Here is a 16,885-nt window from a genome sequence, read left to right as displayed (position 1 = left end):
TTCCTGCGCACCGGCCGGAGGGGGCCGGACGGGGGCCGGCGGGCCGGGGCGCGCCCTAGCCGATGAGCTGGGAGAGGACGACCGAGGAGCGGCTGCGCTGGACGCCGGGCTCGCGGCGGATGCGCTCGATGACGGCCTCCAGGTGGCGCATGTCGGCGGCGCGCAGGTGGACCAGGGCGTCCGGGTCGCCGGTGACCGTCCAGGCGGCGATCACCTCGGGGAACTGGCGCAGGCTGGCGAGGATCTCCTCGGGGGCGGTCCGCTCGCGGCAGTAGACCTCGACGAAGGCCTCGGTCTGCCAGCCGAGCACCGACGGGTCGAGCACCACGGTGAAGCCCCGCACCACGCCGCGCGCCCGCAGCCGGTCGATCCGGCGGCGCACGGCGGTGGCGGAGAGGTTGACCTGGAGGCCGATCTCGGCGTACGAGGCGCGGCCGTCGCGGCCGAGCCGGGCGAGCAGGAGCCGGTCGGTCTCGTCCAGGTCGGTCCCGACCACCTCGTGCGCTCGGCTGCTGGTCATCGGTGCGGGGCTCCACGGGTCGTACGGGTCGGTTGCGGCCTCGGGCGGCGGGCCCTCGGACGGAGGGCGGTAGGGGCGGCTGCCGAAACGGTTCGCCAACCATTCTGGCGGATGTCAGGAGCGAGTTCACCGCTGGCAGATGACGGCCGGTGGTCCGCCGGTGGTCCGCCGCCGGTCGGCAACCGGTCCGCCGTCAGTCGGCCGTCAGTCGGCCAGCAGGACGATCTTGCCCCGGGTGCGGCCCTCGGCGCTGAGCGCCTGGGCGGAGGCCGCCTGGGAGAGCGGGAAGGTGGAGGCGACGGTGACGGTCAGCCGGCCGTCGTCGGCGAGAGCGGCCAGTTCGGCGAGGTCCGCGGCGTCCGGGCGGACCCAGACGTAGTGGCCGCCGAGGGCCTTTACCCCGAAGTCGGTGATCGAGGCGATCCGGCTCTGGTCCGCCACCAGGCTCGCCGAGAGCGGGACGGCGCCGTGGCCGACCAGGTCGAGGGCCGCGTCGACCCCGCCCGGGGCCAGCGCCCGGACCCGGTCGGCCAGGCCCTCGCCGTAGAGCACCGGCTCGGCGCCGAGGCCGCGCAGGTAGTCGTGGTTGCGCTCGCCCGCGGTGCCGATCACCCGGGCTCCGAGGGCCCGGGCGATCTGGACGGCCAGGTGCCCGACCCCGCCGGCCGCGGCGTGCACCAGCAGGGTCTCCCCCGACCGCAGCCGCAGTGCCTTGAGGCTCTGCAGCGCGGTGAGCCCGGCCAGCGGCAGGCCGCCGGCCTGGGCCCAGTCCAGTGCGGCCGGCTTGCGGGCGAGGGTGCGGACCGGGGCGGAGACGAGTTCGGCGTAGGTGCCGTGCTCGACGGTGTCCTTGCGGACGTAGCCGTAGACCTCGTCGCCGGGCGCGAACTCGGTGACGCCGCCGCCGACGGCGCGGACCACGCCGGCCAGGTCCCAGCCCATGACGAGCGGGAAGTGCGCGTCCAGCAGGCCGTCCAGGGCGCCGTCCCGGATCTTCCAGTCCACCGGGTTCACCCCGGCCGCCCGCATCCGCACCAGGACCGAGTCCGGACCGACCTTGGGGTCGGGCAGGTCGGTGTACTCGACGACTTCGGGGCCGCCGTAGCGGTTGATCGCGATTGCCTTCATGGCCTCAGCCATACCCGGGCCCGGCCGGATATCGATTCGGCCACGCCAGGACCACCCCAAAACGGTCATCCGGTTCCGCCGGGGTCCGATTCGGCGAGCGGTTCTCGTCACATCGACAGGATGGCCATCGTCGCTCTGACGCCAACCGGTTATCATAGATAGCGTCAGATAGACGAAAAGGCTTCAGGCTTGATCGGCCGCACAGAAGGGCACCCGCCCGTGACCACCACCATCACCGAGACCCACGGCGTCGACCCCACTCCGACGCCGCTCGCTCTGCTGCTGCTCGGCCGCGAGGCCGACCCGAACAGCGAGCGCGGCGTCGAGTGCCCCGGCGACCTCCCCCCGGCCTCCGACCCGAACCTCGTCGAGCGCGCCCGCGCCGCCAAGGCCGCGCTCGGTGACCGCGTCTTCATCCTCGGACACCACTACCAGCGCGACGAGGTGATCGAGTTCGCCGACGTCACCGGCGACTCCTTCAAGCTCGCGCGGGACGCGGCGGCCCGCCCGGAGGCCGAGTACATCGTCTTCTGCGGCGTGCACTTCATGGCCGAGTCCGCCGACATCCTGACCGGCGACGCCCAGCAGGTCGTCCTCCCGGACCTCGCGGCCGGCTGCTCGATGGCCGACATGGCCACCGCCGAGCAGGTCGCCGAGTGCTGGGACGTGCTGACCGACGCCGGCATAGCCGACGTCACCGTCCCGGTCTCGTACATGAACTCCTCCGCCGACATCAAGGCCTTCACCGGCAAGCACGGCGGCACCATCTGCACCTCCTCCAACGCCGAACGCGCCCTGGAGTGGGCCTTCGAGCAGGGCCAGAAGGTCCTGTTCCTGCCCGACCAGCACCTCGGCCGCAACACCGCGGTCCGCGATCTGGGCCTCTCGCTGGACGACTGCGTCCTGTACAACCCGCACAAGCCGAACGGCGGCCTGACCGCCGAGCAACTGCGGGACGCCAAGATGATCCTGTGGCGCGGCCACTGCTCGGTGCACGGCCGGTTCAGCGTGGACTCGGTGAACGACGTGCGCGAGCGGATCCCCGGCGTCACCGTGCTGGTGCACCCCGAGTGCAAGCACGAGGTCGTCTCGGCCGCCGACATGGTGGGCTCGACCGAGTACATCATCAAGGCGCTGGACGCCGCCGAGCCCGGCTCCAAGTGGGCCATCGGCACCGAGCTGAACCTGGTCCGCCGCCTGGCCAAGGCGCACCCGGACAAGGAGATCGTCTTCCTGGACCGGACGGTCTGCTTCTGCTCCACCATGAACCGGATCGACCTGCCGCACCTCGTCTGGGCGCTGGAGTCGCTGGTCGAGGGCCGGGTGCCGAACGTGATCACCGTCGACCCGGAGACCGAGAAGTACGCCAAGGCGGCGCTGGACCGGATGCTGGCCCTGCCGTAGCCGGCCCGGCCCGGCCGCCGGGACACGACGAAGGGCGGGTCCCCTCCCACCGGAGGGGACCCGCCCTTTCGTCTGGCACCGGCCGCGGCGGCTACTCGGGGTAGCCCGGGATCACACCCTCGCCGTCGGCCATCAACAGCTCGCGGACCTCGTCGATCGTCGCCTCGGCGCTCGGCAGGATCAGCTCGGACGGCGCCAGTGAATCCAGCGGCACCGGAGTGCCGAACTGCTTCACCGCGTCCAGCAGCTTGCCGTAGGCCCGACGGAAGTGCTCCTCGTCCCCCGACTCCAGTGCGGTGACGAGCTCGGCGTCGAGCTCGTTGAGCAGGTTCAGGTGGGACTCGCCCACCTCGTACTGCCCCTCACCCATGACCCTCATGATCATGCCGTGCGTCTCCCTGGTTCGTGGGATGGAGCTCAGATCACTTGTTGTAGTTGATGCGCGGGGTGTCCTGCTGCGGCTGGGCCTGCGGCTGCTGCGAATTGCCCTGCTCGATCGCGGCCGGACCGGAGGACGGGCCCCCCAGCTCGGCCTTCATCCGGGCCAGCTCCAGCTCGACGTCGGTGCCGCCGGCCACCCGCTCCAGCTCGGCCTCGATGTCGTCCTTGCGGCCGAGACCGCTGGAGTCGTCGAGCGCACCGGACGCCAGCAGCTCGTCGATCGCACCGGCCCGGGCCTGCATCTGGGCCGTCTTGTCCTCGGCCCGCTGGATGGCCAGGCCGACGTCGCCCATCTCCTCCGAGATCCCGGAGAAGGACTCGGCGATGCGGGTCTGCGCCTGAGCGGCGGTGTAGGTGGCCTTGATGGTCTCCTTCTTGGTGCGGAAGGCGTCCACCTTGGCCTGCAGCCGCTGGGAGGCGAGCGTGAGCTTCTCCTCCTCGCCCTGGAGGGCCTGGTACTGCGTCTCCAGGTCGGTGATCTGGGACTGCATGTTGGCCCGGCGGGTCAGCGCCTCGCGCGCGAGGTCCTCGCGGCCCAGGGACAGCGCCTTGCGGCCCTGGTCCTCGTACTTCGCCGACTGCTGCTGGAGCTGGGTCAGCTGGAGTTCCAGGCGCTTGCGCGAGGTCGCGACGTCCGCGACGCCACGCCGTACCTTCTGCAGCAGTTCGAGCTGCTTCTGGTAGGAGTAGTCGAGCGTCTCTCGGGGATCCTCCGCCCGGTCCAAGGCCTTGTTCGCCTTGGAGCGGAAGATCAACCCCATACGCTTCATGATTCCGTCGCTCATGGGCCTCGGGTGCCCCCTTCTCCGGCCTGCGGTCTCTATCTCGATACCAGACACGACGAGTGTATGTGCAGCGAGCCCGTCGCCGCAGTGCACCTGCCTGCTACAAGACTGCTACAGCGACCAGCGGAGTTCCTCCTCCCCCGGGTGGATCCGCCTCTCATCCCCTCCATAGTCCATCCGATTGATCCCCTACGGGAAGGGGCCGGGAAACCCCGGCGGGCGCCGACCTCGCGGATTGATACGCGTTTGGGTCCGAGGGGACCCCGAGAAGCCGCCCGGCACCCCGTACGCTGGTGGTGTGTTCCGACGCCGTTCAGATGATGCAGCCGCCTCCGCCACCGTGCTGGAGAAGCCGGACGAGACCCGCCACCCCCAGGCCAAGAAGGGTCGGCCAACGCCCAAGCGCAGTGAGGCCGAGGCCAACCGGCGCACCCGGGTGACGGTGCCCAAGGACCGCAAGGAGGCCGCCCGCCAGGCCCGCGAGCGGATGCGCTCCGAGCGCGAGAAGCAGCGCACCGCGCTGCTGGAGGGCGACGAGCGCCACCTGCCGGCCCGTGACAAGGGCCCGGTGCGCAAGTTCGCCCGCGACTACGTGGACGCCCGCTGGTCGCTCGCCGAGTTCTTCCTGCCCGCCGCCGTGGTCATCCTGGTGCTGAGCATCATCAAGGTGCCCGCCATCCAGCTGCTGTCCACGCTGCTGTTCCTGCTGTTCTTCGTGCTGGTGATCCTGGACTTCGTCCGCCTCGGCTTCGGTCTGCGCAAGCAGTTCGCCGAGCGCTTCGCCGGCCAGAACACCCGCGGCGCGGTCGCCTACGGCCTGATGCGCATCCTGCAGATGCGCCGGCTGCGACTGCCCAAGCCGCAGGTGCGGCGCGGGGAGAAGCCCTGACCGCCGAACCGGTGGACTCCGGCTGGGCCCCCCCTTCCTGGGAGGGGCCCGGCCTGTACGCGTTGCCGGGGCAGGGGGACGGCGGCCACGACCGGATCGGCCAGGAGCGGCGGCTGCCCTCGCGCAGCGGCTCCTTCGCCGGCGGTACCGGCGCCTGGCTGGACCGGCTCGGCGGACTGCGCGACTTCGTCCGCCAGGAGCTGGTCTCCCGGCAGCTCGCCGAGCAGCTGGCCGGCCGCACCGCGCAGCGCGTCCTCGACATCGGCTGCGGCCAGGGCACCCAGGCGCTGCGCCTGGCCCGGGCCGGCCACTACGTCACCGGCATCGACTCCGACCCGGTCGCGCTCGGCGTCGCCCAGGGGGCGCTCGCCGAGGAACCGCCGGAGGTTGCCGGCCGGCTGCAACTGCTCAGCGGCGACGCCCACCAGTGCGGGCGCTGGTTCGGCCCGCGCAGCTTCGACGTGGTGCTCTGCCACGGCGTCCTGATGTACCTGCCCGCCCCCGACCCGATGATCGCCTCGCTGGCCCGGCTGCTGGCCCCGGGCGGGCTGCTCTCGCTGCTGGTCCGCAACCGCGACGCGCTCGCCCTGCGGCCCGCCGCCGCCGGGGACTGGCGGGCCGCCCTGCACGCCTTCGAGAGCGACCGGTACTACAACCGTCTCGGGCTGGCCGCCCGCGCCGACCGCCTCGCCGACCTCACCGTCACCCTCTCCGAGGTGTCGGTGCCGCTGAAGCACTGGTACGGCGTACGGGTCTTCACCGACAACGCGCCCGACGACGCGACCCCGCCGGTGGACGGGCGGCAACTCGCCCAGCTGCTGGAGGCCGAGGACCGGGCCGGCCGCACCGACCCGTACCGGCGGGTCGCCGCGCTGCTGCACGTGGTCGGCGCCAAGTAGCGGCCCCGCGACGGCGGTTACGCCTCGTGCAGGCTCATCGAGTAGATCACCCGGTCGTCGTCCAGCAGGACCGCCGTGTCGATGCCGTCCTCGGCGAGCTGCTTCCAGGACTCCCCGATCCAGGTCTCGGCGTCCCCCTGACCGGCGAACTCCTCCTGAGCGCCCTCCGGCACCACCGCGGTGCCGTCCGCCTTCTCGTACCGCCACGTCCAGACCATGCCCGGCTCCTCCCACCGACGACGCTGCCTGCGTGCTGCGCACCTTAGCCTGCCCGGCCCGATCTTCCGTATGCCTGGCCGGACGGTCCGGATGACCGGTCGGGCAGGATGGGCGGCATGGCGATCCACCACCCGCTCCCCCGCACGTTGCTGCTCGGCGGCGCCCGCTCCGGCAAGTCCACCCGGGCCGAGCAGCTGCTCGCCGACCACCCGGACGTCCTGTACGTGGCCACCGGCGGCACCCGGGACGGCGACGCCGAGTGGGCCCAGCGGGTCGCGCTGCACCGCGAGCGGCGGCCGGCGAGCTGGCGCACCGCCGAGACCTGCGACCTGGAGGCCGTGCTGGCCGACCGGACCGACCCGGCGCCGGTGCTGGTCGACTGCCTGGCGCTGTGGCTGACCGCCGTGATGGACGAGTGCGGCGCCTGGGACGACGCGGTCTGGGCTGCGGGTGGGGAGGCCGCCGTCCAGCGGCGCTGCGAGGCCCTGGCGCGGGCCTGGGCGGCCACCGGGCGCACGGCCGTCGCGGTCAGCAACGAGGTCGGGATGGGCGTCGTCCCGGCGACCGCCGCCGGCCGGCGCTTCCGCGACACCCTGGGCCGGCTGAACATGGCCGTGGCGGACGCCTCCGAGCGTGTGCTGCTGGTCGTGGCCGGGCAGGTTCTGACCGTCAAGCCAGCCGCCGCCTGAACATCTGCGGCGTGTAGCCTTCCGGACGATGGACACGACCGTGGATCTCGATACGTTCTCCTCGCTCGTCGAGCGCCCCGACGAGAGCGCCCGACGGGCCGCCGAGGAACGCTGGCAGGAGGCCGGCCGGCCGCGCGGCGGGCTCGGCAAGCTGGAGGAGCTGGGCAGCTGGCTGTCGTCCGTACAGGGGCGATCCCCCGTGCGGCCGGTGTCGGCCCCCAAGGTGCTGCTGTTCGCCGCCGACCACGGCGTGGCCGCGCTCGGGGTGTCCCGGCTGCCCGCCAAGGGCGGCACCGCCGCGCGGGTGCGCGCCGTCCTGGACGGCACCGCGCCGGTCACCCGGCTGGCCCGGCGCTACGGCGCCGAGGTGCGGGTCGTCGACGTCGCGGTGGACGCCGACCCCGCCGACTTCCCGGACGACGTGGTCACCCACCGGATCCGGCGCGGCTCCGGCCGGATCGACGTCGAGGACGCGCTCACCCCCGAGGAGACCGCGCGGGCCTTCCGGGCCGGCATGGCCGTCGCCGACGAGGAGGCCGACGCCGGCACCGACCTGGTGCTGCTCGGCGACCTCGGCGTCGGCGCCACCACCGTCGCCGCCGTCCTGGTCGGCGCGCTGTGCGGAACGGACGCGGCCGCCGTCACCGGGCGCGGCTCCGGCGTCGACGACCGGGTCTGGATGGTCAAGTGCGCCACCATCCGCGACTCCCTGCGGCGGGCCCGGCCCGTCCTCGGCGACCAGCTGGCGCTGCTCGGCGCCACCGGCGGGGCCGACTTCGCGGCGATCACCGGCTTCCTGCTCCAGGCCGCGGTGCGACGGCTCCCGGTGGTGCTGGACGGCGTCGTCTCGGCGGCCTGCGCGCTGGTCGCGCAGCGGATCGCCTTCCGGGCGCCGGAGTGGTGGCGGGCCGGGCAGTCGAGCGGCGAGCCCGCCCAGGCCAAGGCCTACGACCGCCTCACCCTGACGCCGTTGCAGGACCAGGGGATCACCATGGGCGAGGGCCTCGGCGCGCTGCTGGCCCTGCCGCTGCTCCAGGCCGCGGGCGACGCGCTCGCGGACGAGGCCCCGCGGCCGTTCGTGCCGTCGGCGCCGAAGGAGCAGCCGAAGCTGCCGTCGGCGGCGGACCTGCTGCGGCGGCTGTAGGAACCCGCAGCAACCCGTGGCACCAGGATCATGGGCGCCCCGTCCGGCACATCGGACGGGGCGCTTCCGTTCGGAGGGAAACACGTCGTGCAGCGCGCCAGTTGGGCCGAGGGGCTCCGCTTCGGGTTCGGGACGCTGTCCGTGCTGCGGGTGCGGGTGGATCGGTGGGACCGGGCCGCGGCGGCGCGGGCGATGACGGCGGCCCCGGTGGTGGGGCTGGTGCTCGGCGCGGCGGGCGCCGGGGCGGGGGCGCTGGTGGCCTGGCGGGCCGGCGGGCTGCTCGGGGCGGTGGCGGCGGTGGGGGTGCTGGCCGCGCTCACCCGGGGGCTGCACCTGGACGGTCTGGCGGACGTGGCCGACGGCCTGGGCAGCGGGAAGCCGGCCGAGGACGCGCTGCGCATCATGAAGCAGTCCGACATCGGCCCGTTCGGCGTCCTGACCCTCGTTCTCGTGCTGCTGGCCCAGATCGCGGCGCTGGCCGGACAGTTCGCCGAGTCGACCACGCGCGGCGCGCTCGCGGTGCTGGCGTCGGCGGTGACCGCGCGGTGCGCGCTCGCCTGGGGCTGCCTGCGGTCGGTGCCGGCCGCCCGGCCGGGCGGCCTGGGCGCGATGGTGGCGGGCACCGTGGCACCCGCCGGAGCGGTCGCGGGGACGGCCGCCGCGGCGCTCGCCCTGGCCGCACTCGGACTGTTTGACGGATCGTCAATCCTCCGCCTCCCCCTGTCCGTTGCGCTCGGCATCGGCTGCGCCCAGCTCCTGCTCCGGCGCTGTGTACGGCGGTTCGACGGAATCACCGGGGACGTGCTCGGCGCGATGGCGGAAACCGCCGCGACCGCCTCGCTGTTCGCCCTGGCGTTGCTCGGCTGATACCGGGCGGCGCGTGATCCCACCATGCGGACTACCATGCGGGGAGCACCGCAGCCCTGCACCGTCGCAGGTCCTGCCCGCCCGGCGTGACCCGAGGAGCCGGGGCCTCTGGTGTGCGTGGCCGCGACCTGCGCGGGTGCGCGCGCCAGGGGGCCCGGACCCGGGTCACGCCGGGCGGTCCGGCCTGCGACGGCGGGTTGCGCCGGTGCGGCAGCCTCGCCGCAACCGGCCGTGGACCGCGAAAGAACAGGACGCATTACGTGACTGCATTGTCTGTGAGCACCTCCTCCGCCGCCTCGCTGCGCGCGGACGCCCTGGTGGTCGGTGTCGCCAAGGGCCCCAAGGGCATCGTGCTGGCCCCCGGCTCCGAGGCCGTGAACGAGGCGTTCGAGGGCAAGCTGACCGAGGTCCTCAGCACCCTGGGCGCGACCGGCGCCGAGGGCGAGGCCGTCAAGGTGCCCTCCCCCGCCGGCCTGAAGGCCGCGCTCGTGCTCGCGGTCGGCCTCGGCGAGGCCGCCGAGGCCGGCTACCAGCTGGAGGCGCTGCGCCGCGCCGCTGGTGTCGCCGCCCGCACCCTGGCCGGCGCCAAGAAGGCCGCGCTGGCCCTGCCGACCGAGTCCGCGGACGAGGTCGAGGCCGTCGCGCTGGGCGGCCTGCTCGGCTCGTACGCCTTCGGCACCTACAAGGCCGACGGCAGTGGCAAGGAGCCGGTCGGCGAGCTGGTCGTGCTGGCCCCCCGCAAGGGCAGCAAGGACTCCAAGGCGGCCGTGGAGCGCGCCGCCGCGGTCGGCGAGGAGATGAACCGGGCCCGTGACCTGGTCAACACCGCGCCGAACGACCTGAACCCGAAGAGCTTCGCCGCGATCGCCCAGGCGGCCGGCAAGGAGCACGGCCTCAAGGTCGAGGTGCTGGACGAGAAGGCGCTGCTCAAGGGCGGCTTCGGCGGCCTGCTGGGCGTCGGCAACGGCTCGGCCAACCCGCCGCGGCTGGTGAAGGTGGCCTACACCCACCCGAAGGCGAAGGCCACGCTGGCCTTCATCGGCAAGGGCATCACCTACGACTCGGGCGGCATCTCGCTGAAGCCGGCCGGCCACAACGAGACCATGAAGTGCGACATGGCCGGCGCCGCCGCCGTGTTCGCCGCCGTGGTGGCCGCCAAGCGCCTGGGCCTGGCCGTCAACGTGACCGGCTGGCTGGCGCTGGCCGAGAACATGCCGTCCGGCTCCGCCACCCGCCCCGGCGACGTGCTGCGCATGTACGGCGGCAAGACCGTCGAGGTGCTGAACACCGACGCCGAGGGCCGTCTGGTGCTGGCCGACGCGATCGTGCGCGCCGGCGAGGAGAACCCGGACGTCATCGTCGACGTGGCGACCCTGACCGGCGCCATGGTGCTGGCCCTGGGCAACCGCACCTTCGGTGTGATGTCCAACAACGACGAGCTGCGCGAGACCCTGCACACCGTCTCGGGCGAGGTCGGCGAGCAGTCCTGGCCGATGCCGCTGCCGGCCGAGCTGCGCAAGGGCATGACCGAGTCGACCATCGCCGACCTGGCGAACATGGGCGAGCGGATGGGCGGCGGTCTGGTGGCCGGCCTGTTCCTGAAGGAGTTCGTGGCCGAGGGCATCGACTGGGCGCACCTGGACATCGCCGGCCCGGCGTTCCACGAGAGCGCGCCGTTCGGCTACACCCCGAAGGGCGGCACCGCGAGCGCGGTGCGCACCCTGGTCCGGTTCGCCGAGCAGACCGCGGCGGGCAACAAGGCCTGATCAGGCACCGAGTCGACGGGGGTCCGGCGCGCGTGCGCCGGGCCCCCGTCGGCGTTCGCGCGCCGGCGCCGGTTACCCGCGAGTAGGCCGGGACCCCGCCCCGCACCCCTGTTCGCTGCGGGCGAAACTTTGTTCCACCCTGCGGAAGAGGTGGCGCCGCAGGGCCGCGCCGACGCCCGTCCGGCGGCTGTCAACCCCGCGTTGAGCTGCAATGATGCCCTTCCGTCGGGGGTATTCCCGCCCCGGTGACCGCTCTGTGGGACACCCCTGGGGTGGACCCGGACATCAGCCACCGCGAACAAGTGCGAAGATGTATTTCCGGCACGACTGGGCGCCTCACAAAGGCTTCCGACCCACCGGACCGCGACCGGCCCGGCGACCCACCCCATTGCATGGAGGACGTGACGTGGCGAACGACGCCAGCACCGTTTTCGACGTAGTCATTCTCGGAGGCGGAAGCGGCGGTTACGCCGCGGCGCTCCGCGCCGCTCAGCTGGGCCTGAGCGTCGCCCTGGTCGAGAAGGGGGAGCTGGGCGGCACCTGCCTGCACCGCGGCTGCATCCCGACCAAGGCTCTGCTGCACGCCGCCGAGATCGCGGACGAGACGAAGGAGGCCGCCGAGTTCGGCGTTCTGGCCACCTTCCAGGGCATCGACATCAACGGCGTCCACAAGTACAAGGACGACGTCATCGCCGGCCTGTACAAGGGCCTCCAGGGCCTGGTCGCCTCCCGCAAGGTCACCTTCATCCAGGGCGCGGGCAAGCTCTCCTCGCAGACCTCGGTGGACGTCAACGGCCAGCGCATCGAGGGCCGCCACATCGTCCTGGCCACCGGCTCCGTGCCGCGCTCGATCCCGGGCCTGGAGATCGACGGCAACCGCGTGATCTCCTCGGACCACGCCCTCAAGCTCGACCGCATCCCGAAGTCGGCCGTCATCCTCGGCGGCGGCGTGATCGGCGTCGAGTTCGCCTCGGTCTGGAAGTCCTTCGGCGTCGAGGTCACCATCGTCGAGGCGCTGCCGCACCTCGTCCCGCTGGAGGACGAGAACTCCTCCAAGCTGCTGGAGCGCGCGTTCCGCAAGCGCGGCATCAAGTTCGAGCTGAAGGCCCGCTTCTCGGGCGTCGAGTACACCGAGGCCGGTGTCCGCGTCTCCACCGAGAACGGCAAGCAGATCGACGCCGACCTGCTGCTCGTCGCCATCGGCCGCGGCCCGGTCTCGTCCGGCCTCGGCTACGAGGAGAACGGCGTCGCGATGGACCGCGGCTACGTCCTGGTCGACGAGTACATGCGCACCAACGTGCCCACCATCTCGGCCGTCGGCGACCTCGCCCCGACCCTGCAGCTGGCCCACGTCGGCTTCGCCGAGGGCATCCTGGTCGCCGAGCGCCTGGCCGGCCTCAAGCCGGTGCCGATCGACTACGACGGCGTCCCGCGCGTGACCTACTCCAACCCCGAGGTGGCCTCCGTCGGCATCTCCGAGGCCAAGGCCGTCGAGCTGTACGGCAAGGAGAAGGTCGTCACCCTCAAGTACAACCTGGCCGGCAACGGCAAGAGCAAGATCCTGAAGACCGCCGGCGAGATCAAGCTCGTCCAGGTCAAGGACGGCGCCGTGGTCGGCGTCCACATGGTCGGCGCCCGCATGGGCGAGCAGGTCGGCGAAGCTCAGCTGATCTACAACTGGGAGGCCCTGCCGGCCGAGGTCGCGCAGCTCATCCACGCGCACCCGACCCAGTCCGAGGCCCTGGGCGAGGCGCACCTGGCGCTGGCCGGCAAGCCGCTGCACGCGCACGACTGATCACGCCACCACCCCCCATTTCCAGTACGCAAGACTTGATAGGAGTCGCTGAAACCATGGCGGTCTCAGTAACACTGCCCGCGCTGGGCGAGAGCGTTTCCGAGGGCACCGTCACCCGTTGGCTGAAGGCCGAGGGTGAGCGTGTCGAGGTCGACGAGCCGCTGCTCGAGGTGTCGACCGACAAGGTCGACACCGAGATCCCGTCGCCGGCCTCCGGCATCCTGGCCTCGATCAAGGTCGGCGAGGACGAGACCGTCGACGTCGGCGCCGAGCTGGCGATCATCGACGACGGCTCCGGTGCCCCGGTCGCCGCTGCGGCCCCGGTCGCCGAGGCCGCGCCCGTCGCCGCCCCGGCCCCGGTCGTGGAGGCGCCCGCCGCCCCCGCCCCGGTCGCCGCTGCCGCCCCGGCGGCTCCGGCTGCCGCTCCGGCTGCCGACGCCACCCCGGTCCTGCTGCCCGCGCTGGGCGAGTCGGTCACCGAGGGCACCGTCACCCGTTGGCTGAAGGCCGAGGGCGAGACGGTCGAGGTCGACGAGCCGCTGCTCGAGGTCTCCACCGACAAGGTCGACACCGAGATCCCGTCGCCGATCGCCGGTGTCGTGGTGAAGATCCTGGTCGGCGAGGACGAGACCGCCGAGGTCGGCGCCCAGCTCGCGCTGATCGGTGCCGCGGGTGCCGTCGCCGGCGCCCCGGCCCCGGTCGCCGCCCCGGCCCCCGTGGCTGCCCCGGCTCCGGTCGCCGCTCCGGCTCCGGCTGCCCCGGCTCCGGCTGCCCCGGCCCCCGTCGCTCCGGCCGCGCCGGCTCCGGCCGCCGCCGCTCCGGCCCCGGTGGCCCCGGCCGCGCCCGCTCCGGTCGCCGCTCCGGCTCCCGTCGCCCCGGCCGCGCCGGCTGCCCCGGTGGCCGACGCCGGTGACGCCTACGTCACCCCGCTGGTGCGTAAGCTCGCCGCCGAGCACGGTGTCGAGCTGTCCTCCGTCGCCGGTACCGGCGTCGGCGGCCGCATCCGCAAGCAGGACGTCGTCGCCGCCGCGGAGGCCGCCAAGGCCGCCCCGGCCCCGGTCGCCGCCGCCGCTCCGGCCGCTGCGCCGAAGGCCGCCGCCGCGCCGTCCGCCCTGCGCGGCCAGACGGTCAAGATGACCCGCATGCGCAAGGTCATCGGCGACAACATGCTGAAGGCCCTGCACGAGCAGGCCCAGCTGACCAGCGTGGTCGAGGTGGACGTCACCAAGATCATGTCGCTGCGCGGCAAGGCCAAGGAGGGCTTCCTCGCCCGCGAGGGCGTCAAGCTGTCCCCGATGCCGTTCTTCGTCAAGGCCGCCGCCCAGGCGCTGAAGACCCACGCGGTCGTCAACGCCCGGATCAACGAGGCCGAGGGCACCATCACCTACTTCGACACCGAGAACATCGGTATCGCGGTGGACTCCGAGAAGGGTCTGATGACCCCGGTCATCAAGGGTGCGGGCGACCTCAACATCGCCGGCATCTCGAAGAAGACCGCCGAGCTGGCCGCCAAGGTCCGCGACAGCAAGATCACCCCGGACGAGCTGTCCGGCGCCACCTTCACCATCAGCAACACCGGCTCGCGCGGTGCGCTGTTCGACACCGTGATCGTGCCGCCGAACCAGGTCGCCATCCTGGGCATCGGTGCCACCGTCAAGCGCCCGGTGGTCATCGAGGCCGACGGCGGCACCGCCATCGGCATCCGTGACATGACCTACCTGTCGCTCTCCTACGACCACCGCCTGGTGGACGGCGCCGACGCCGCCCGCTACCTGGTCGCGGTCAAGGAGATCCTGGAGGCCGGCGAGTTCGAGGTCGAGCTCGGCCTGTAAGGCACTGCCGGTCCGCGGTTTCGGCTGCACGGAGCCCCGCGTCGTCCCTGGACGGCGCGGGGCTCCGCCGTTGCCCGGGCCCGCCTGCTGTCCGCCTGCTTCCGGCCGCGTCTGCTCGTCTCGCGCCGCGCCTGGCTGCGTCGAACATCACCAGCGTTTCGCCGGGCCATGGCATGCGCGGGGGCTGGCGAACGGGGATGCTGGAGCGGTGATGGACGAGACCGACTTCTGGCAGATGATCGACGAGACCCGGGAGGACGCCGACGGCGATCCGGACGAGCAGGCCGACCGGCTGGTGGAACGGCTGGTCCAGCTGACCCCGGACGACGTCATCGACTTCGCCCGGCTGTTCGAGGCCCGGTTCCAGCGGGCCTACCGCCACGACCTCTGGGGCGCCGCCTACCTGCTGCTGGACGGCGCCTCCGACGACACCTTCGACTACTTCCGCTGCTGGCTGATCGGCCAGGGCCGGGACGTCTTCGAGGGCGCCCTGTTCGAGCCGGACGACCTGGCGGACCTGCTGCCCGAGTTCGACGAGGAGGAGGACGGCGAGGCCGAGGACCTCGGCTACGCCGCCGACGAGGCGTACGAGCAGCTGACCGGACTTCCGCTGCCCGAGGTGGGCGGGCGGCAGTCCGGCCGACCGGCCGGGGCCGCGCTGGACTTCGACGACCCGGACGTCATGGCGAAACGGTTTCCCAAGCTCTGGGAGCGCTACGGGGATTAGGACGCGTCAGACACGCCCACGGCATGAGCGGGGCCGGACGCGTCAGGCGGTGCTGCCGCCGCCGGACGTTCCGTCCTGCTTGACGCCCTTGAGGATCTGGTCCAGCACGGACGCGTCCGGCGCGCTCGGGGTGTCGTCCACCCCGCCCTCGAACACCACGAAGCCGCCGCCCTTGGCCGGGACGGCCGCCAGCAGGACGTAGCCCTGGGTGCCGTCCGCGGTGCGGATGTGCCAGCGCACGGCGTAGCCTGACACGCCCGCGACGGTCGTGTAGCCGGAACCGGAGTCGGTGTGCGAGCTGATCCCGGTGAAGATCTGGCCGGCGTACGCGGGCATCGTGGCCTCGGCGGCCGTCTTGGCGGTGACGCCCTGGACGGTGTCCTTCTCGACCGAGAACTGGCCGCGGATGCAGGAGCTGCCGTCCGGGCAGGTGTAGCGGCCGGTGCCCAGGTAGACCGTGGAGTGCGGGGAGTTGGGCGCCACGTCCCAGCCGTCGAACACCGGGACGGTGATCGCGTGCTGGGCGTCCGGGACGGTGCTCCTGACGGTCGGCGCCGGCTTGGGCGCGGGCGTCGGGGCGGACGTGCCCACCGTGGGGCTCGGGGCGGGGCCGCTCCGGGTGATGGTGACCGTCGGGTTCGGGGCCGGGTCGGCCTGCGGGGAGCCGCCGCTGAGCACGATCCCGGCGACGATCCCGCCCACGGCGAGGACGGCGACCGCGATGCCGACGGCCAGGCCGGGCCTCATCCGGCGGGGCGCCGGCTGCTGCGGCGGGTAGCCCGGCGCCGGGTAACCGTAGCCCGCGCCCTGGGCGGGGTAGCCGTCCTGGGCCGGGTAGTAGCCGTCCTGGCCCGGGTAGCCGTAGCCCGGGGCGGGGGCGCTGCCCGGGTAGCCGTAGCCGGGGGCGTCCTGCGGACCGCCGTAGCCGTAGCCGGGCTGCCGGCCGGGGGGCTGCCAGCCCTGGGTGGGGGCGTCGGCGAGGTGGCCGACGCCGCCCTGGAGCGGGCGCAGCTCGCTGGTCCAGGCGTTGCCGTCCCACCAGCGCTCGTGACCGGGGGTGCCGTCCGCACCGGGGACCGGGTACCACCCGGGGGGCGTCGAGTTGCTCACGGCCGTACGGTACCCGGCGGGGTGCTGGTCCAGACAGAGCGGATCGGTCACGACTCTGCACCACCCGCCACATCTGACCACTCGTCAGATTTGGCGGCCGGCAAGGCCGGTCGGGCGGGTCAGTCCGCCAGGCGGCGGGCCATCCAGATGTCGTCCACGTAGGACCCGTCGATCAGGAACTCCTCCGCCAGCGAGCCCTCGACGACGAAGCCGCAGCCCTCGTAGAGGCGGCGGGCCGGGGCGTTCCAGCCGAGCACCCGCAGGGTCAGCTTGCGCGCGCCCGCGGCCCGGGCGGCCTCGCAGGCCGCCTCGACCAGGCGCCGGCCGACACCCCGGCCGCGGGCCGTGCCGTCGACGACCAGGCCCTGGATCTGCCGGACGTGCCGGTTGCTGGCCAGCGGGGTCGGCGGGACCTGGCGGACGTAGCCGACCACCCGGCCGTCCAGGAGGGCGACCAGGTACTGCTCCGGGGTGTGCCGTTCGTCGAAGACGCCGTCCTCCTCGGGCGGCTGCGGGGAGACGTCGGCCAGCGGGGACCAGGCGGCACGGTTGAGAACGGCGAGTTCGCCCTCGTCCTCGGGTTGAGCTGGGCGGATGATCAGATTGTCCTCGTGCATGCGCGTCATGCTAATGAGGCGCATGCCGACATGACAGGGCTTGGGGAACTGGG

16 protein-coding genes and 1 pseudogene are annotated in these 16,885 nt (G+C 73.1%); 10 read left to right on the top strand and 7 right to left on the bottom strand.

What is annotated here, in order from left to right; genetic code table 11:
- Positions 1-55: 55 nt before the first annotated feature.
- Complete coding sequence (locus ACIO9K_RS26520) at positions 56-520, bottom strand: Lrp/AsnC family transcriptional regulator (protein WP_363622257.1); 465 nt, start codon at positions 518-520, stop codon at positions 56-58.
- A 204-nt stretch (positions 521-724) separates the two neighbouring features.
- Complete coding sequence (locus ACIO9K_RS26515; RefSeq protein ID WP_400333625.1) at positions 725-1,648, bottom strand: NADP-dependent oxidoreductase; 924 nt, start codon at positions 1,646-1,648, stop codon at positions 725-727.
- A gap of 219 nt (positions 1,649-1,867) precedes the next feature.
- On the opposite strand from ACIO9K_RS26515, the gene nadA reads away from it, so the two are divergent.
- Positions 1,868-3,052: a quinolinate synthase NadA gene (gene nadA / locus ACIO9K_RS26510; protein ID WP_400333622.1), complete on the top strand. Its 1,185-nt coding sequence runs from the start codon at positions 1,868-1,870 to the stop codon at positions 3,050-3,052.
- A 91-nt stretch (positions 3,053-3,143) separates the two neighbouring features.
- On the opposite strand, the gene ACIO9K_RS26505 is transcribed toward nadA, so the two are convergent.
- Positions 3,144-3,437: a hypothetical protein gene (locus tag ACIO9K_RS26505; protein WP_400333619.1), complete on the bottom strand. Its 294-nt coding sequence runs from the start codon at positions 3,435-3,437 to the stop codon at positions 3,144-3,146.
- Positions 3,438-3,474: 37 nt separating this feature from the next.
- A complete protein-coding gene (locus tag ACIO9K_RS26500; protein WP_363580962.1) occupies positions 3,475-4,278 on the bottom strand; it encodes a PspA/IM30 family protein in 804 nt (267 codons plus the stop codon).
- Between the two features lie 340 nt (positions 4,279-4,618).
- On the opposite strand from ACIO9K_RS26500, the gene ACIO9K_RS26495 reads away from it, so the two are divergent.
- On the top strand, positions 4,619-5,167 hold the full coding sequence (locus tag ACIO9K_RS26495) for a DUF3043 domain-containing protein (RefSeq protein WP_400333615.1): 549 nt from the start codon (positions 4,619-4,621) through the stop codon (positions 5,165-5,167).
- Between the two features lie 158 nt (positions 5,168-5,325).
- On the top strand, positions 5,326-6,066 hold the full coding sequence (locus ACIO9K_RS26490; protein WP_363622504.1) for a methyltransferase domain-containing protein: 741 nt from the start codon (positions 5,326-5,328) through the stop codon (positions 6,064-6,066).
- Positions 6,067-6,083: 17 nt separating this feature from the next.
- On the opposite strand, the gene ACIO9K_RS26485 is transcribed toward ACIO9K_RS26490, so the two are convergent.
- A complete protein-coding gene (locus ACIO9K_RS26485; RefSeq protein WP_350886321.1) occupies positions 6,084-6,284 on the bottom strand; it encodes a hypothetical protein in 201 nt (66 codons plus the stop codon).
- A 132-nt stretch (positions 6,285-6,416) separates the two neighbouring features.
- On the opposite strand from ACIO9K_RS26485, the pseudogene cobU reads away from it, so the two are divergent.
- The 7 genes and pseudogenes from cobU to ACIO9K_RS26450 form a co-directional block, all read left to right on the top strand.
- A pseudogene (gene cobU, locus ACIO9K_RS26480) lies at positions 6,417-6,974 on the top strand (bifunctional adenosylcobinamide kinase/adenosylcobinamide-phosphate guanylyltransferase); the annotation flags it as partial.
- Positions 6,975-7,002: 28 nt separating this feature from the next.
- Complete coding sequence (locus ACIO9K_RS26475; RefSeq protein ID WP_063347305.1) at positions 7,003-8,118, top strand: nicotinate-nucleotide--dimethylbenzimidazole phosphoribosyltransferase; 1,116 nt, start codon at positions 7,003-7,005, stop codon at positions 8,116-8,118.
- Between the two features lie 87 nt (positions 8,119-8,205).
- On the top strand, positions 8,206-8,985 hold the full coding sequence (locus ACIO9K_RS26470; RefSeq protein ID WP_400333611.1) for an adenosylcobinamide-GDP ribazoletransferase: 780 nt from the start codon (positions 8,206-8,208) through the stop codon (positions 8,983-8,985).
- A 260-nt stretch (positions 8,986-9,245) separates the two neighbouring features.
- Positions 9,246-10,751: a leucyl aminopeptidase gene (locus tag ACIO9K_RS26465; RefSeq protein ID WP_363622267.1), complete on the top strand. Its 1,506-nt coding sequence runs from the start codon at positions 9,246-9,248 to the stop codon at positions 10,749-10,751.
- Positions 10,752-11,157: 406 nt separating this feature from the next.
- A complete protein-coding gene (lpdA, locus tag ACIO9K_RS26460) occupies positions 11,158-12,546 on the top strand; it encodes a dihydrolipoyl dehydrogenase (RefSeq protein ID WP_363580954.1) in 1,389 nt (462 codons plus the stop codon).
- A 56-nt stretch (positions 12,547-12,602) separates the two neighbouring features.
- On the top strand, positions 12,603-14,378 hold the full coding sequence (gene sucB, locus ACIO9K_RS26455) for a 2-oxoglutarate dehydrogenase, E2 component, dihydrolipoamide succinyltransferase (protein ID WP_400333607.1): 1,776 nt from the start codon (positions 12,603-12,605) through the stop codon (positions 14,376-14,378).
- 211 nt (positions 14,379-14,589) lie between these two features.
- Entirely contained in the window at positions 14,590-15,105 is a 516-nt protein-coding gene (locus ACIO9K_RS26450) for a DUF4240 domain-containing protein (protein ID WP_350885237.1), read from the top strand.
- Between the two features lie 42 nt (positions 15,106-15,147).
- Here ACIO9K_RS26450 and ACIO9K_RS26445 read toward each other — a convergent pair whose 3' ends face one another.
- On the bottom strand, positions 15,148-16,215 hold the full coding sequence (locus tag ACIO9K_RS26445; protein ID WP_400333603.1) for a DUF2510 domain-containing protein: 1,068 nt from the start codon (positions 16,213-16,215) through the stop codon (positions 15,148-15,150).
- A gap of 119 nt (positions 16,216-16,334) precedes the next feature.
- Positions 16,335-16,832 carry a GNAT family N-acetyltransferase gene (locus tag ACIO9K_RS26440; protein WP_363580948.1) on the bottom strand — a complete coding sequence of 166 codons (498 nt, stop codon included), beginning with the start codon at positions 16,830-16,832 and terminating at the stop codon, positions 16,335-16,337.
- Positions 16,833-16,885: the final 53 nt, after the last annotated feature.

The organism is Kitasatospora sp. NPDC087271 (genome assembly GCF_044744605.1).
GTDB lineage: Bacteria > Actinomycetota > Actinomycetes > Streptomycetales > Streptomycetaceae > Kitasatospora.
The sequence above is the reverse complement of the archived record's forward strand: the minus strand, read 5'-3'. Positions and strand labels throughout refer to the sequence as shown.

Coding starts and splice junctions, on each gene's coding strand:
- ACIO9K_RS26440 (WP_363580948.1), bottom strand. CDS start 16,832: ATGCACGAGGACAATCTGATCATCCGCCCAGCTCAACCCGAGGACGAG.
- ACIO9K_RS26515 (WP_400333625.1), bottom strand. CDS start 1,648: ATGAAGGCAATCGCGATCAACCGCTACGGCGGCCCCGAAGTCGTCGAG.
- ACIO9K_RS26520 (WP_363622257.1), bottom strand. CDS start 520: ATGACCAGCAGCCGAGCGCACGAGGTGGTCGGGACCGACCTGGACGAG.
- ACIO9K_RS26475 (WP_063347305.1), top strand. CDS start 7,003: ATGGACACGACCGTGGATCTCGATACGTTCTCCTCGCTCGTCGAGCGC.
- ACIO9K_RS26485 (WP_350886321.1), bottom strand. CDS start 6,284: ATGGTCTGGACGTGGCGGTACGAGAAGGCGGACGGCACCGCGGTGGTG.
- ACIO9K_RS26450 (WP_350885237.1), top strand. CDS start 14,590: ATGGACGAGACCGACTTCTGGCAGATGATCGACGAGACCCGGGAGGAC.
- sucB (WP_400333607.1), top strand. CDS start 12,603: ATGGCGGTCTCAGTAACACTGCCCGCGCTGGGCGAGAGCGTTTCCGAG.
- ACIO9K_RS26500 (WP_363580962.1), bottom strand. CDS start 4,278: ATGAGCGACGGAATCATGAAGCGTATGGGGTTGATCTTCCGCTCCAAG.
- ACIO9K_RS26505 (WP_400333619.1), bottom strand. CDS start 3,437: ATGATCATGAGGGTCATGGGTGAGGGGCAGTACGAGGTGGGCGAGTCC.